Annotated in this window: 9 protein-coding genes; 1 reads left to right on the top strand and 8 read right to left on the bottom strand. The window is 44.4% G+C overall.

The features are described 5' to 3' along the window. Positions 1-356: 356 nt before the first annotated feature. The 4 genes from EO116_RS07585 to EO116_RS07570 all read right to left on the bottom strand — a co-directional run bounded on the left by EO116_RS07585 (position 357) and on the right by EO116_RS07570 (position 7995). Complete coding sequence (locus tag EO116_RS07585) at positions 357-1487, bottom strand: efflux RND transporter periplasmic adaptor subunit (RefSeq protein WP_127161306.1); 1131 nt, start codon at positions 1485-1487, stop codon at positions 357-359. Between the two features lie 830 nt (positions 1488-2317). Beyond that, the gene (locus tag EO116_RS07580; protein ID WP_164726099.1) at positions 2318-5200 is read right to left on the bottom strand and encodes an AAA family ATPase; all 2883 of its coding nucleotides are present in this window, start codon (positions 5198-5200) and stop codon (positions 2318-2320) included. After that, positions 5190-6434 carry an exonuclease SbcCD subunit D gene (locus EO116_RS07575; protein WP_127161304.1) on the bottom strand — a complete coding sequence of 415 codons (1245 nt, stop codon included), beginning with the start codon at positions 6432-6434 and terminating at the stop codon, positions 5190-5192. The genes EO116_RS07580 and EO116_RS07575 overlap by 11 nt, the downstream gene beginning before the upstream one ends. A gap of 1 nt (position 6435) precedes the next feature. After that, on the bottom strand, positions 6436-7995 hold the full coding sequence (locus EO116_RS07570; RefSeq protein ID WP_240629150.1) for a PLP-dependent aminotransferase family protein: 1560 nt from the start codon (positions 7993-7995) through the stop codon (positions 6436-6438). Between the two features lie 733 nt (positions 7996-8728). Here EO116_RS07570 and bioB point away from each other — a divergent pair. Further along, positions 8729-9745 (top strand): biotin synthase BioB, encoded by a 1017-nt coding sequence (gene bioB / locus EO116_RS07560; RefSeq protein WP_127161303.1) that lies wholly within the window; start codon positions 8729-8731, stop codon positions 9743-9745. A 165-nt stretch (positions 9746-9910) separates the two neighbouring features. Here bioB and EO116_RS08790 read toward each other — a convergent pair whose 3' ends face one another. The 4 genes from EO116_RS08790 to EO116_RS07540 form a co-directional block, all read right to left on the bottom strand. Continuing rightward, positions 9911-11794 (bottom strand): S-layer homology domain-containing protein, encoded by a 1884-nt coding sequence (locus EO116_RS08790; protein WP_127161302.1) that lies wholly within the window; start codon positions 11792-11794, stop codon positions 9911-9913. Positions 11795-12096: 302 nt separating this feature from the next. Beyond that, positions 12097-13413, bottom strand: coding sequence for a DUF445 domain-containing protein (locus EO116_RS07550; protein WP_127161301.1), 1317 nt, complete (start codon positions 13411-13413; stop codon positions 12097-12099). Further along, positions 13410-14639, bottom strand: coding sequence for a DUF445 domain-containing protein (locus tag EO116_RS07545; RefSeq protein WP_127161300.1), 1230 nt, complete (start codon positions 14637-14639; stop codon positions 13410-13412). Before EO116_RS07545 ends, EO116_RS07550 begins: the two co-directional genes overlap by 4 nt. Continuing rightward, complete coding sequence (locus EO116_RS07540) at positions 14640-15473, bottom strand: MBL fold metallo-hydrolase (protein ID WP_127161299.1); 834 nt, start codon at positions 15471-15473, stop codon at positions 14640-14642. Between the last annotated feature and the right edge of the window lie 70 nt (positions 15474-15543).

Below are 15543 nucleotides of genomic sequence, written 5' to 3'. Positions count from 1 at the left end.
CAACACTGTGTTGTGGCGACTAGATTATAATAACAGATTCACAATTTCGTGTCAACAGTTATTTTAATCTTTTTTCATTCACTACTCAAACGAGTATGAACAATATGTTCTCTTGAACATGTTTAATAGTATATTCTATTTCCAAATAAAAAGCAACCCCCAATTTAAAATTTCTTCCCCGAAGAGAATGCAGTTATGCGTAGTAGCCTTGTGGTGTTATTATTGACTAAATCAAGCAAACCCGAGAAGAGCACGGTGTGCCCCCGAACAAACATTATGAAATACCGTTTGAGAGGAGGTATACCGTGCTCTTCCCTTCATCATATTTAGTTAAAACCACCACAGGCTACATAGGATCACAAGTGAACGCTTTCACCTAGCTCAAAGTTCCCTTTCGTAGTCACCACTCGATCTTCTGGATATAGTCCATCCAGTATGGTCACCACACCATCTACTTCTAAGCCCGTCTCAATAGTTCTCATATCTATTGTATTATTTTCCGTCAATACATACACAAACTTGCCATTTTCTCCATCACGAATAACTTCTTTAGGTAAAGTAAGCGCTGGTGCTTCCGCTTTCGTTTCAATCATCAATGTATAGAACTCACCAATCGTCACTTGCCCCGGCTGCACATTGAAAGTTGCTTTCACAGTAATACTAGGTCCCGATTCCGTTCCCACAAATGTAATTTGTCCCGGCACCTGCGTTCCATTTATATCTAAATAGACTTGTACGCCACCAGTGATGTTGGGCTGTTTCAAAATCGCACCAAAGCTTTGGGGTACACTCAACGTAGCCACTACTGGGGAATCTTGTTGTATTAGCAGCAACGGTTTTCCCTCGATGGCAATCTTTCTATCTTCATTATAAATAGCCGCCACCTTTCCTTCCATCGGCGAAAGTATTTGGGCAGCTGCCATCTGCGCTTGTATTTTTGCAATAGCAGCTTCTATTCCAGAAGTATCTACCCCAGATCCGCCTGTATAGGATGGAACCGTTACCACTTGTGATTGTGCTCTGGCCGCAATCGATTCAAACTCACGATTCGTAATAATGCCAGCATCACGCATATATCGTGCCCGCTCTACATCCGCTGATGATACGCTACCACCTACCACTGTGGTAGATGTATTCTGCTGTGGCGCTCGACTGCGTGCTTCCTGTAACTGCCCTAATAAAGACTGTAACTGTTGTTGTAGCGATGTGGTATCAATCATAGCCAACACTTGACCGACTTTCACCATGTCACCTACTTTCACTGTGAAAGTAGACACTGGTCCCGACACCGTCGGTTCCACGCTAGCCTTATGCAATGCCGTAATATTCGCCTCATGACTGATGCGCACCGGCATTTGACGTTCCACAGGATTCACCACTTGCACCGTTTTGGGCTGCATCCATGCGAAGAGACCGCCAGCAATAATCAGCACCGCCACCGCTGTTATATATATCCAATATTTCCGTATCCAAGAATAGTTCATCATCCGCTCCTCTCATATAGTGAGTATTATACTACTCTTACATCGGAATATCTAGCACACGAACTCTACACATATATTAGCCTTGTAATACATCTATAAACCATGCTATACTAAAAGTAACAAAAGAAGAGCCACCAACGTGTGAAGGCGTTAGGCTCATCTCAAAAACTGCAAAATGGATAGCCTAACGTGTATAAGTATTAGCAGTACTTATCTTTTACGTTAGGCTTTTTCATTAATTACTTAAACAAATCAATGAGTTGTACTATTAATTTTAGAATTAAAATCAATCTATAGATTTTTCTAAATTTTTTCATAGTACCACCTCCCCCCATATTAGGAAGAGATGAGCCCAACAACACGTCGTTGACTCTTCGATTACTATTATACTGCAAATTACTCATAACGTGAACTTTTATCGCTAGCTAAACCTTAAAAATCGCTATACTTAAAGCAACAAAAAAGAGCCCCCCAAAGGAACGCTGTCACGTGTAGTAGCCTTGTGGCGGGCCTTTCTAGCTAAATACACAAACACAAGAAGAGCACGGCGTGCTCCGAACAAACATTATAAAGTACCGTTTGTGAGGAGGATGCCGCACTCTTCCAATCTTCTGAGGAACGCCGTCACGCGTAGTAGCCTTGTGGCAGCCTTTACTCACTAAATATACGAAACACAGAAACGAGCAACATGTTCCTGAACAAACATTATGAAATACCGTTTGTGAAGGAATGTGTTGCTCGTTTCCCTTTGCTCTATTCAGATAATGACAGCCACAAGCTACATAACGTTACAAGTAACGACCCACAGGCTACATAACGTTACAAGTGACGACCTACATAGCCTTACAAGTAACATCACGACTGAGATCGAATCGATGTACCCTTTCACTAGCCAATTGGCTCGTCGTCTCATGGCAAGTAAACAGGAACACTTGTGTACGTTCACTCAACTGTTCTATGACCTGCAATGTGAGCTTCTGCCGTTCTAGGTCAAAGCGCACCAACACGTCATCCAACAGCAATGGCATGGATTCAATCTTTTCAGCGAAGGCCTCTGCTAGGCTTAATCGTAATGCCAAATACACTTGATCGCCTAAACCACTGCTCCACTTTCCTAGGGGAATCTCTCGACCCGTCGTATCTTTCACATAAGCCCCCTTATGTGTGTCGTCCATATGCAATGTATAGATGCCACCCGTCATGGCTTTCACATAATCAGACGCCCTCGCCAGCATCGCCGGTTGCCGATCTGTTTCGTATTCTTGTTGCGCCAGCTCCATACCATGGTTGATAAACACATAGGTCATCCACGCTTCCAAGGCTTCTCGGAGTTCCGCTTCTAGCTGTTCTTTTTTCAATAAGGCTTCGGACACTGCATGGGATGTGCTCAAGTGGCGCATGGATTCTTGCAAAGTACCTCGCTCTTCATACAATGCCTGTAGAGATGATTCAATATTCGCCAATTCCGTTTCACTACGGGAGTACTCCAGTTCCCATTTGCCTTTATCATTGCCTTGCAAACGGCGGTACCATACATCCCTATGAAACTCTTTCGGCGCCAACAATTCTAGTTGCCGTTGGCTTTGGCGATAAATGGTCTCCCATTGCTTATGCTGATCTTGTTGCAACAAACGCTGACGATATTCCGCGGCACTCTTCATGCCACCTTTTTGAATCAACTCTTCTTGGGCTAGGAACAATTCTTTTTCTTTCTTGCTCCACGTGGCATATTCTTCTCGATAGTTTTTACGCTGGCTTTCTTTTTGCTCCCACCGCACACGATTTTGCTTGTGCAATTGTAGCTGATTATACACCACTCGTAACTCCACGATGGATGGCACCGTGTGTATCTGCAAAGAAGCCCACAAGTTTCGGCACCGATTCACGATGGCTTCTAATTGTTCATGATGCAAGCCCACTTGCTTTTGGTATCCTTCAAATTCACGCAATCGCTCATGGTAGGCTTGGTATTCTTCCTTCATGCCGTAGAACGCATCATCTCGGTTCGTCTGTTTAGCTGCCTTTGGCAACCACGCTTCCCATGCATCCATGGTCTCACTACCTGCCGCTTCCAATGTTTTGCCTTCTGCCACCCACTGGGCTTTCATCACTTCGTAGGCTTTGAAATGGCTCACATCGTCTCCATATCCTTTGATTGCTTCCTCTACTGCCTGTATCTCTGAAAGTAAACTTTCATAGTCAGATTCTGTAGCCGGCATGGATCGTCCTGCTTTAGTTTCTAAGTCAGAAACATCCTTACTATGTGTAACAACAACTTCTGGACTCACTTTTCCAATCTTATATCCTTGATAGCCTAGTCCGAACGCTAACAATATCCCAAAGATTCCACCTATAGCCTGTATACCGATTCTTTCTGCATAGGTCATATGCCAAGCCAACAAAGCTACGCCTAGCGCGGCTAGTACAACGCCCCCTAGATAATAGGAACGTCCAGATCTCACCGTTACTACGGAATCCGTCGATTCTTGTGCTAAATAGGCCTCTTTCAGTGCCATTAAGTTCTTATGCTTGGTTTCTAGGGCTGTTACCGTTTCCGTCACCTCACGAGCTCGATCATCTTGTGGAAACGGCTCTCGTCGTTGCCACGCCTCATAGGCCTCACGAGCACTGCGCAACTGGCGCGCCACTTGCTCCCCATCGTACCAATTCACATCACTTGGAAAGTCTTCCACATCGCGCCAATACACATGAGATTTTCGAATGAATGCTAGCTGGGCTTTCACTTTTTCTAAGTACAAATCCCCTTCACGGCATTCTTTTTCTAACTGCGTCCATTTCGATACTTCTTGGTACAAACTTTCAATCTCTTGTTCATACATACCCAGTCTATCTTCTGGGTCGAAGTTATCTGGCACCAAGCCCTCTTCCTTGCCACGCCACACGCGCATATATTCCTGGCAACGGCGGATTTCTTCATCTAATTCTAAAAAGACCTCTCGCTCCAAGGACTCTTCCACGTGGAATTGGAGCATTTTCTGCTTCGCTTCTTCTCCCCGTTTATACGTATCCCAAGCACGAAGAACTCGCTCTACGTCTTGCAAATATTCCTTTCGCTCTTGTCGTTGTTCTTGCAATGTAGCTTCTTTATTTTCCAGTTCTTCCAACGAAGCTTGCCAAGTATAGTACTCTTGTTCTCCTTGTTGTAACTTCCGGATATCTCGTTCCACCTCTTGCAATCGGTCCAACAAGGTATTGATCGTTCGTTTTCCCGTAGGCGATGCCACTAGTAATTGGCTAGCTAATGCATCCACGTCTTTCACGAGGGTCCCCAAGGATTCCCCACCTTCGGCACCAAAGAACCGTGTGCGCACGTCTACCTCTTGGATAATATCCACCCCTTGTAAGTCATCCAAGGTAATGGCAAAAATGCGATCATAGGTCTTTTTGTCTAACCCTTGCCACCACAATTCCGCAGGCTCCACCGTATACCGCTGGCCACCCACTTCGTAAAAGTCTAAGGTTTTTCCTTTGCGACCAATGTGGTAGGTTTTGCCTTCTCGTTCCACCACAATATGACCCTCTACAGGTTCTTCTTTCCGTTTCGTTCCTAGCAAAATGCCACGAAAAGCTTGAAGCAGCGTTGTTTTTCCGCTTCCATTCGGCCCGTATAGCACATGTAACCCACTTTCATGGGGCTGAAAGGTCCACTGTTCATAGGGGCCATAGTGTTCTATATATATTTCTTTAATCTTCATACTCATTCCCCTGTAATAAACGGATCCCTTCTCGTCGTGCCTTTTCATAGGCAGATTGCACCATGTCGTCCGTCACCAACTGACTATACATGCCCAAGCGTTTCCACTCTGGTCGTTCTGTCACAATCTTCAGTAACGAATCCCCGCCAGTATCCATGGTATCCAAGGCTTTCACATAATCGCTGACCATCCCTGGCGCAGCGCCTTGTTTATCACTACTAAAAGTATCGCATTCGATACCGATGATATACACGCCGTACTTGCCACTTTCCTCGGCTTGCGACTCCTCCATCCAAGACGCACGCACTGCATTGTCACTTGCTACTTCTGATAAAATTCCTTCGCCTGTCAGTCTAAGTGTCAATAGGATGGACACGCCCGGTTTTCGAAGCATTTCTTTTTTGTGTCGCAACATTTCCAGCATCTCTACTACGGATTGCACTCGTCCTAAGTCGATGGTGTCTTCTGCAAATCGGATCGTATTGGTCTCGTGAAAGTGTACCTCTACCGTGCCACGACTAGATACATCCACCACATAGCACCCTTTCGGGCCGCTTTCACCACGGTGCAATCCTTGGGTATTGCCCGCATAGACGATGTGAGGCTGTTCGCTCAAAATCTGGCGCTTATGAATGTGACCGAATGCCCAATACTGAATAGGAATACGCCGTAACGCATCCATAGAGCAAGGCCCCGTCTTGTCATGGCCTTCATGACTGCCTACCGTTCCATGCACAAGGGCGATAGAAAAGGGATCACTGCGCAAAGGATGGATGTCCGATGCTAGGCCCTCATACTGGGTATCACCGGAGATACTGCGACCATAGATGCCCGCCACCTCTTGGCCTCGCACCAGGAGAGAAAACCGATCCACCCGGTCCGCTGCACAGATATGGACATTGTCTGGCAATGGCATATGTCGTTTCCAACTTTCCGCAGGATCGTGGTTGCCTTGTACCACGTAGACAGGAATGTGTTCCTTAGCGAGACTTTCACAGGCCCGCACAAAGTGCATCTCCGCCTCAAGAGGATGATCCGCCCCATCATAGACGTCCCCCGTGATGAGTACCGCCGCCACACGCTGACGGATGGCCAAGTTCACGATATTCTGAAAGGACCCATAGGTGGCGCGCATCATAGCCTCGTCCAAGGATCTGCCAAAAGATTTTAAATAGCGAAAGGGCGCCCCTAAATGGAGATCCCCACATTGTATAAATCGAAATGGTATGCCCATATTATAACCCTTTCCAAGCCTCAGCTAATACCTGCACCGCCCGTTCTAAATCACGGGTCGGTATACCGCTGAACGATAACAACACCTCTACTATGCCGGTCTCATCTCTGTCTATGACCTTGATGTCACAACTAGCCTTTAATGCTCGTGTACGAAATACATCGTCCTTATTGTGCGCCTTGCGAATTCCCGCATAGACACCACCCTCTGGATCGATAACCTCATAAGTATCGTCCAAATAGTGGCGCAACAAGCTAGTAAAATACTTACTTTTTTCTAAATAATGTTTGCGAAGACGGCGAATTTGCTTGTGCCACTCCCCTTCATCCATGTACATGGCCCATGCCAACTGCTCTAACACACCGGCACTTTGCCCATAGGCCTTGCGATGCTTGTGAAAGTCCTCATAAAGAACTATGGGTAGCACTAGGTAACTCAACCGAATCGACGGCGGTAATACCTTCGACGGCGTACCCATGTAGATGACGCAATCTTGAAAGTCCATGCCTTGCAATGATAACACAGGCTTTCCATAATAGCGAAGTTCACTGTCATAATCGTCTTCTATGATAAAAGCCCTTTGACTCTGTGCCCACCGCAATAACTCTGTCCGCTCTTGGATCGTCATAATACGACCCATACTATCACCGTGAGACGGCATACAGTATAGGACTTCCACATTCGTCGCTTGCAATGTAGCAATCAATTGCGAGTCTCCTGTATCAACCTCTAACACAGAAAATCCGTAGTCTTTCCATACAGCCTTGGCAAAACTGGGGCTTTGACGGTCTATAGCTACTTTTGATTTACCTTGACGTTGTAACAGGGACGCAATCATATGCAACGAATTAAGAGTACCACTAGTCACGAGCACTCGCTCTGCTGATGCCCGCACACCTCTCGCCTGTTGTAAATATTGATTCAACGCTGACCGCAGTTCTGGTTCTCCCTCTAGCCGACCATAGGTCATGAGCCTCTTTGTATCTCGTAAGGCATAGCCAATAAAGCGTTTCCACCGTTTGAAGTCAAATCCCTCCGGATCCATCGCCCCAGTAGCAAAATTGTAGATAATGGAAGGAGCTTGTCTATTCGTTTCTTTATGCAAAGCATGGTTTGCTATACAAACCGTACTCTTATCACGATATGCTATTGTCCCTTCTACCTTCTGTTCTATAGTATCCGTTACACTTTGCGCTATACTTTTGGGTTTCACTGATGAAAGAACCTCTTCCTTAGGTTCTCTTAGATTACCCACGATTCCACATGTTCGATCAGACGTACTATTAATAGGAGTCATCCCGTCATAATATCCAACTAAAGGCTGGGGAATCTCTAGTACCTCATAAGGCGCCCTGTTATGGGCTTGAATATATCCTTCCGTAGCCAACTGCAAATAGGCTTGCTCCACCGTAATCTTGCTCACACCTAACTGCGCCGCCATAGCACGTATAGAAGGAAGTCGCTGCCCTGGACGGAACAAACCCTGTTCAATATGCACTTTTACAGCCTCATATACCTGCTCGTACATGGGAACACCTGCATTTGCATCTAGGACAATCATCTAGCCCTCCAAAACAACAACCTTACGCGCTTACATGTATACATCTATCCTTAACTCTCGATTCTAGGGTAGTTCCTTTCATCACGCCATGACTCCAAAAACTTGAACCATTGTTTCTAAAATAGACTCTTACCTTATATTATAAAAGTAAACACGAAAAATGACTACACCAAAAGTATGAATTTCTTTCGAGGGACATTTAGAGCGACATTTAGAGCGACACTTAGAGCGACATTTAGAGCGACACTTAGAGCGACAGCTAAAAAGATAATCTATAACTAATATAAAATAAAACTCCCTAGGTGCCATCCCAGGGAGTTTTTGTGTGTTTGTTCATTAAATCTTTAGCTGCATTTATTGTATCACCTATCATTTATAATTTCAACGATTGTATGTTGCAATCTTCCAATCCCCTGAGGAACGCCGTTACGAGTAGTAGCCTTGTGGCGTTCCGTAACTACCTAACTCACATAACCCAAGAAGCCCGTAACATACCCCTGAACAAACATAACCACTGTATAGTTTGAGAAGGGGTGTGTTACGGGCTTTCCTTTGCCCTATTCAGTTACGAACGCCACAGGCTACATAGCATAACAAGTGACGATTCATAGCGGAACAAGTGACAACCTAGGAATGTTAACTCCCTTGCTATTGACTCAAGTTAACAATAGATATATAATGTAGTCATTATGATGTAGTCATTAAAATCAAATGAAAATTACGAGGTGTAATTATGGAAACTGTATCAAAATCTATTTCCTATGAAACAATCATAGCATACGCACAAAAAGTATTAGATGGTGGCGAGATCACTCGTGAAGAAGCCGAACAACTGATTCACACATCTGACGAAGACACTATGATACTATTGGCTATGGCAGACAAAATCCGTCAAAAATTCAATGACGATACAGTAGACCTATGTGCCATCGTGAACGCCCGTTCCGGTAAATGCCCAGAAAACTGTAAATTCTGTGCTCAATCCGCCCATCATGACACTGGTGTGACTGTGTATCCTTTCATGGAAGAGGACGAAATTGTGAACGCTGCTAAAAAAGCAAAAGAAGCTGGTGCTATCCGCTTCTCCATCGTAACAAGTGGTCGTAACACAAACAATCCTAAAGAGTTTGAGCAAATCTTGAGTGCTCTCACTCGCATTCGTAAAGAAACTGGCTTAGAAATTTGCTGCTCCCTTGGTCTACTGACCTATGAGCAAGCAGTGCAATTAAAAGAAATTGGTGTGACCAGATATCACTCCAATATCGAAACGGCACCAAGCCATTTCCCAGACATTTGTACAACACACTCGTATGAAGATAAAATGTTTACTATCTCCAATGCCCAAAAAGCTGGCATTCGTGTTTGTTCCGGCGGTATCTTAGGCTTGAACGAAACGAAAGAGCAACGTGTTGAAATGGCATTCGAGTTAAAACGATTAGGGGTAGACTCCATTCCTTTGAATATTCTTAACCCTATCAAGAACACACCATTCGAAAACAACGAACCAATTCCTCCATTGGAAATCCTTCGTACCTTTGCTGTGTTCCGCTTCGTCTTGCCAAAGGCCTTAATTCGTACGGCTGGCGGTCGTGAAGTAAACCTTCGTGACTTACAAGCTTACGCATTAAAAGGTGGCTTGAACGGTATCATGGTAGGTGGTTACCTAACAACAGCTGGCCGTTCTCCAATGGATGATCTACAAATGATTAAAGACTTAGAACTCAACCTTAACACCGTACAAGAAGCTTAATCCTATCACGGTAACAACAAAACTTTTTCATTACCTATATGTCTCAATTAGAGAGATGCAACCATATAGAACTTTCAAATGAGAACAGGGGACCCGATTCCATCGAATCGAGTCCCCTGTTTTATTTTCTATGTATATCCTGCCTATGGAAACGATCTAGAACTCCTAGAATTTGTATTCTACTTGAGCAAAGTATTTTGAAGCTGGGGCTACAGCGCCATGATACATTTCTACTGGGGTACCTTTAAAAGCGTATCCCACTTTAGCACTCGCATGTTGATTAAATGCATAGTTTAACGTAGCTATGTAACCTTTCCAGTTTTTACTGTACCGCGTGTCATATACGGAGGATGCCAAAATTGGGCTATTTTGTCCCAAATAGAAGTACTGCAATCCTACGGTAGCCTTTCCATACGTATAATTAGCACCTGCCATCCATGCATTGCGACCTTTGCCACTCCGAAGCACTGGCGAGAACATTTGGTTATCTTCCCCTACAGTACGTTTTGCATATTCTGCATTCCAACCGAAACGACCGTGGTCACCACTCAAGGCCACTCCATACACACGATGCGACAATCCTACGTGACTACCCATTAACTCATTCTCTACCCCATCCTTTGCAGTAGTATGGGAATTCAAGGATGCCATGTAGACCTTACCAGAAATATGTGTCGTAATTGGCACTTGCAATTGGCCATAAGCCATAGTTTGACCCATATCTTTCGCCTTCGTTGTCAATTCAGTGGGATATCCATACCCTACCGTAAGATTCGTTGCACCAAGTTTAGTGCTTCCTACGATACCATCGAAGTCTCCCTCAAACACTAAGCCATCACCAAACATAGTCCCTACACGGCCAGCCACCACTTGAGATTTACCAAAGCGATGGGATATCCATAACCGGTCTACCTCTGTTTTCTTTTGCGCACCTGTTCCAAACTCACTTTCCTGAGCCAAGCGGATGCCAACCTTCGTATTCTCGTTTACATCTACCGTTGCATTCACACGCACACGATAGGATGTAGCCGATTTCTTTTTACCATTGATACCATATTGTTGAGATAAATAGTAAATGTATTCTGGAAGTATACTAGATTTGTGATAAAAGTAGTAAGTAAATATTATATTAAAATCATCTATGGCCAAAGAACTGTCATCTTTCGCATCAGGGTATTGCTTTATAAATTCCGCTTTTGCTTTCTTCCACTTATCATAGGCTAGCTTTACCGCCTCATGAGTAGTGATAGAATCTGGTAAATCAAAGGTAAAGCCCATCCCTTCTGGTGTGTGTGTATACTTTCTAGTGATTATCTTTATTCTCTTTTCCGTTTCAGAATAGAAATGTTTTTCATCATCTGAAAGTAATTTTTTATCATCTTCATAACCGGCCACAAGTCCCATACTGTTATTATGATAAACAGATCCTATATCTGCCTCTTCTACGTATATGCCTTCCGCGAGAGCGGTAGCGCTTTCACTCTTATCGACGCTATTTCGCAGAGCATCTAGATCCGTCTGCATTGTCAACCGTCTAGCCGCATCGATGCCCTCCTCAGAGAAATGCACTTCATGCATACCTTTATTAAACGTCACATTATTACCATTCACCTTAAGGATAGTATTATCCTTTGGCACATTAACGTAAAGCCCATGCTCCTTTTGTCCATCAAAGCGTAAACGTATATCTCCAGTAAAACTCACATTGCCCACTTTATGTTCTAAGTTTTCTACTCGAACACCTAGATTCTGCAACTCTTTACTGAACTCGTCTCGCAATTTATTCAATACCTCTTGTTGCTCCCCATTCATGCGTTCTTGCTGTTGCAAAGCTTTCGCCACCATTTGTGCCATCTCAAAGCGAGTGATGTTGTGACCCCCTTGGAACGTACCATCAGGATATCCATTCACCACACCTTGTTTTGCCAATTGAGCCACCGCTTGATAGGACCAATCCTGTGGTGTTATATCCGTGAACGGATTAGCTCCTAATACTGTACTCACACCCAACGCAGTTGTTACAGCTAATGCTGTCATCACCTTATTCATACTCATACCCCATTTCTGAATACACAACTATTTACATATGCAGTATCTAACTCTCTCTGCTATGGCTCATACATAATTTTTAAATTACGTTCATGACGATACCATAGGACCTGTTAGCGATAATACTTATTTTCATACTATCACACACAATAGACTATTTCAAATGCCTTTTAGTCACTCTTAACGTGTTATAGTATTACGCATAAAAAAACACGTTGAGTATGAGCAGTCTCCACATTTGACAAAGAGCAAAAATAGAGGAAAGTTGTCTAAAAGTATCAACTTTCCTCTATTTGTATGTTTTATAAGATTCCAAATCCACGCAACATCGGCTCATACACATAATACAGGAACAACCAAGTCCCCAATCCTGCGACACCACCCACGAGGGCGCCGTTAATGCGAATCCAAGCGAGGTCCTCTTCCACCTTACTTTCAATAAAATGGATGAACCGTTCTGTACTTAAACTTTGTAGCACTTCACGGATGATGATGCCGATAAACCCATGGCTCTTCGAAGCAATGTGCAGCATAATATGAGTTAAGGCTTCTTCTAACCGTTCCACCATGCCCGGTTCTTCACAGTAATGATTCCATAACTCTTGAAAGCTCGATTCCAAGGCAATGGCCATTGGCGATGTCCCATCCGCAGATACCATGCCTTCACGAATCCGTGGGCATACATACTCTTCTAACATGAGCTCCCAATCTTGCACATCGATCCACTGTTGGATGGCATCATCCAATGTTTTTGTGATGCTTCGGTTCGACGCCATCTGTTGCAATGGTCCCACCCATTGATGTAACCACACGAGGCGTTCTGTGCTATTCGGCTGTTTCCAACGCTCCAACATTTGATGCACTTCTTCGATGATGGCCCCCGCCATTTCTTGGACATTCACAATGTTCAACCCTTCTGAAAGTCCAATGAGTATGGCAGACACTACATCTTTTTTGCGCTTTTCGATTTCTTCCTCAATAACCGCTTCTAGCCATTGCTGCGCTTTCGGCGTATACAGAGCCCTCTGCAGATAGTCGATACCTCGAATCACTACACTTTCATAGCGATTGTGCTCACATACATGCAATAAAGTCTGTTGCATAGGACCGATAAAAGATTGATTATGCAAAAATTTCCGCAACCGCTGTGCACCCCATTGGGCCCACTCCCGATCACTACGGCGCTCCCACAACTCAGACAACACCGTGGCAATCCCTTGGCGCACCGTATTCCGACCTACATCACTGCGAATATATTGGTCTAAAAAAGGCACAAACTGCACTCGTTCAATGGCACTTTTACATTGATCATAGGTGAGAAGTTTCGTATTCACCATGCGGATAATCCCCTCAATAAGGCGATTCTTATTCCGTGGAATCAGTTCCGTATGAAAGGACACACCCAAAGGTTTTCGAAATAAAGCAGTCACCGCAAACCAGTCCGCTACGCTACCGATGAGGGCCGATTGGACAAACCAATACAACCCATCATACCAAGCATCGGTGATGTACCACTGCCCCCACCACACCAAGGCGAACAAAACAGCCATGCTAAGTAGCAAGCGATTGGCATAGGTTGTATAGGGATTCCTTGGCGTTTCTATAACACGAGGGCTCATAGGATCCCTCCTTTCAGCAAGGTCAATCCGTAGAATAGACCTCCTAAGATAGCACCTACCAAGGACCCATTAATGCGTATCATCTGTAAATCATAGCCCAATTTAGATTGTAATATGCGGGTAATTTCCTCTGCCGTGAATCGATTCATCTCGCGCACGACAATCTGTTCAATCCAAGGACGTACGTAATTTAAGACATGCAACAATTGGAATAGAATAAACCGTTCTGCCTTACGACCTTTCACAGCATTTGTTTCCAAGCGCTCAAAGAAATGGTATAATTCCGCTTCCCCTTGCTCTACATAACGCGCTAAGTCTAAGGTATCTTCCAACACATAGCCGTCTTCGATAAACTCCCGGAACCAAGCATTCTTTTTATCTTCTAGTTTTTGTTGCCACTGTCCATTCTGTGCAAGTTCATCCACTGCCCATCGAGCCTTCGTGTATACCGCAGTCCCCAAGGGCGACTGCAAGGATTCTTGGCTCATCAGATAGGCACAGCCTTTCACCTGTATCATGTGCGTGATATATTCCGGTGAAAGTGACTCCCCACCTAATGCGAGAGCCAATTCCCGTAAAAAAGAATGGTCTGCATAGCGATTCATCACAGAGGATACCAACCCTAATAAGTAAGGGCGAATCCCCTCCGCCGCTAGCAATCGTTGAAGCATACGGTTGATGTGCATCCATAGTACCTCTGCTCGTTCTGGTTCTAAGAGCTGACGGCACAAGCTAACTACGAAAGGCGTCACCCGCCAAGATTCCACACCATTCTTGATGTGCCCTAGCAATTGCTCTTGCAGTAAATTTTCTTTCACATGGGGCAACACATGATCTTTCAGTTCCTCAAAACACACATGAACATACCCCCGACCAGTGGTACTATTCATAAATGACACAATCCGCTGCGGTACACGTTCCTGTTTCAGCACCTCGTACATGTGGGACACCCGAAGAAGTTCGTCCACCATCATGTGACGTGCCATTTCCACGAACCGTTCCTTATTCCTAGGGATAAGTGCCGTTTTAAAAGGAATCCCTAAGGGTTTCGTAAACAGTGCCGTCACCGCATACCAGTCAGCTAAACCACCAATCATAGCAGCCCCTGAAATATGCGTGATGAGCCCCCAGAAGGGATCTCTATGCAAGGGATAGGTCACTAAGAATATGACTGCCATCAAGACTAATAGAGCTGTCGCTCCATGTCGTTGTAACCATGGTGTCATTTACTTCACTTCCTCTACCACCGCATCACCTGGCTGTTCTGGAATCCAGCAACGTTGGGTTGGGTATGTGTGTCGGAATGTATCCGATGGTACCCAAGTAGGTCCATTCGCATGCATTGGGATGAATAACTTCGTGTCCATCAAGCCCAACACTTCTAGGGCTCCCCATTCACGGGCTACTTCCAAACGAGCATCTACTGGGAACATCATGATATCTACGGATAAACCTGTTAAAGGGGCAAACTCTTTCTCTTTTAACGCTTTTGCCTCTGCAATATTCTCGGGCGTATCTCCAGACCAATGCCACCAGTTTAAATCTCCTGCGTGAAAGATTCGATGCGTACCGGTATCCACCAAGAAGGATCCACCCGCATCTGTGGAGCCAAACATGGTGACAGTTATGTCGTCTGCCTCTAAGGTGTCGCCTACTGCCATAGAGTGCAAAGAAAATACTTGTTGGACCAGCTCGTCTGTTATGTTTTCCTCCGACACAGTCTGAATATCAGTAGTGCAATCGTTGTTGATTCTTTCTAATACTAAACTAGCTGTATTAGCCTCTTCCTTAACAGTTACTATATGCTGTATTTGCTTACGAACATCTCGCAATGCTGGCACATCTTCATGGTACCAAATACTGTGTATATATGGTAAATATTTGAAAATTGATTTCACGTAATGATCATGATGGATATGGGATACAAAGACATGTAACTCGTAACCTTGTTCCACTAATGTATCTATCACACCGGCTGGATCTTTCCAGTAATCAAATACATAGGCCCGCTTGCCATCTTCGATGACAAAACCACTATGCTCTAAATAGGTAACTTTCATATTAACTCCTAATTGATAATTTTATTGATTACTTTTATTATAACATAAAAACCCTCCCAAGGTATGTACC

Source organism: Veillonella sp. VA137 (assembly GCF_003992015.1).
GTDB lineage: Bacteria > Bacillota > Negativicutes > Veillonellales > Veillonellaceae > F0422.
Note: the sequence above shows the minus strand (reverse complement) of the source record. Positions and strands in the feature narration are given on the sequence as shown.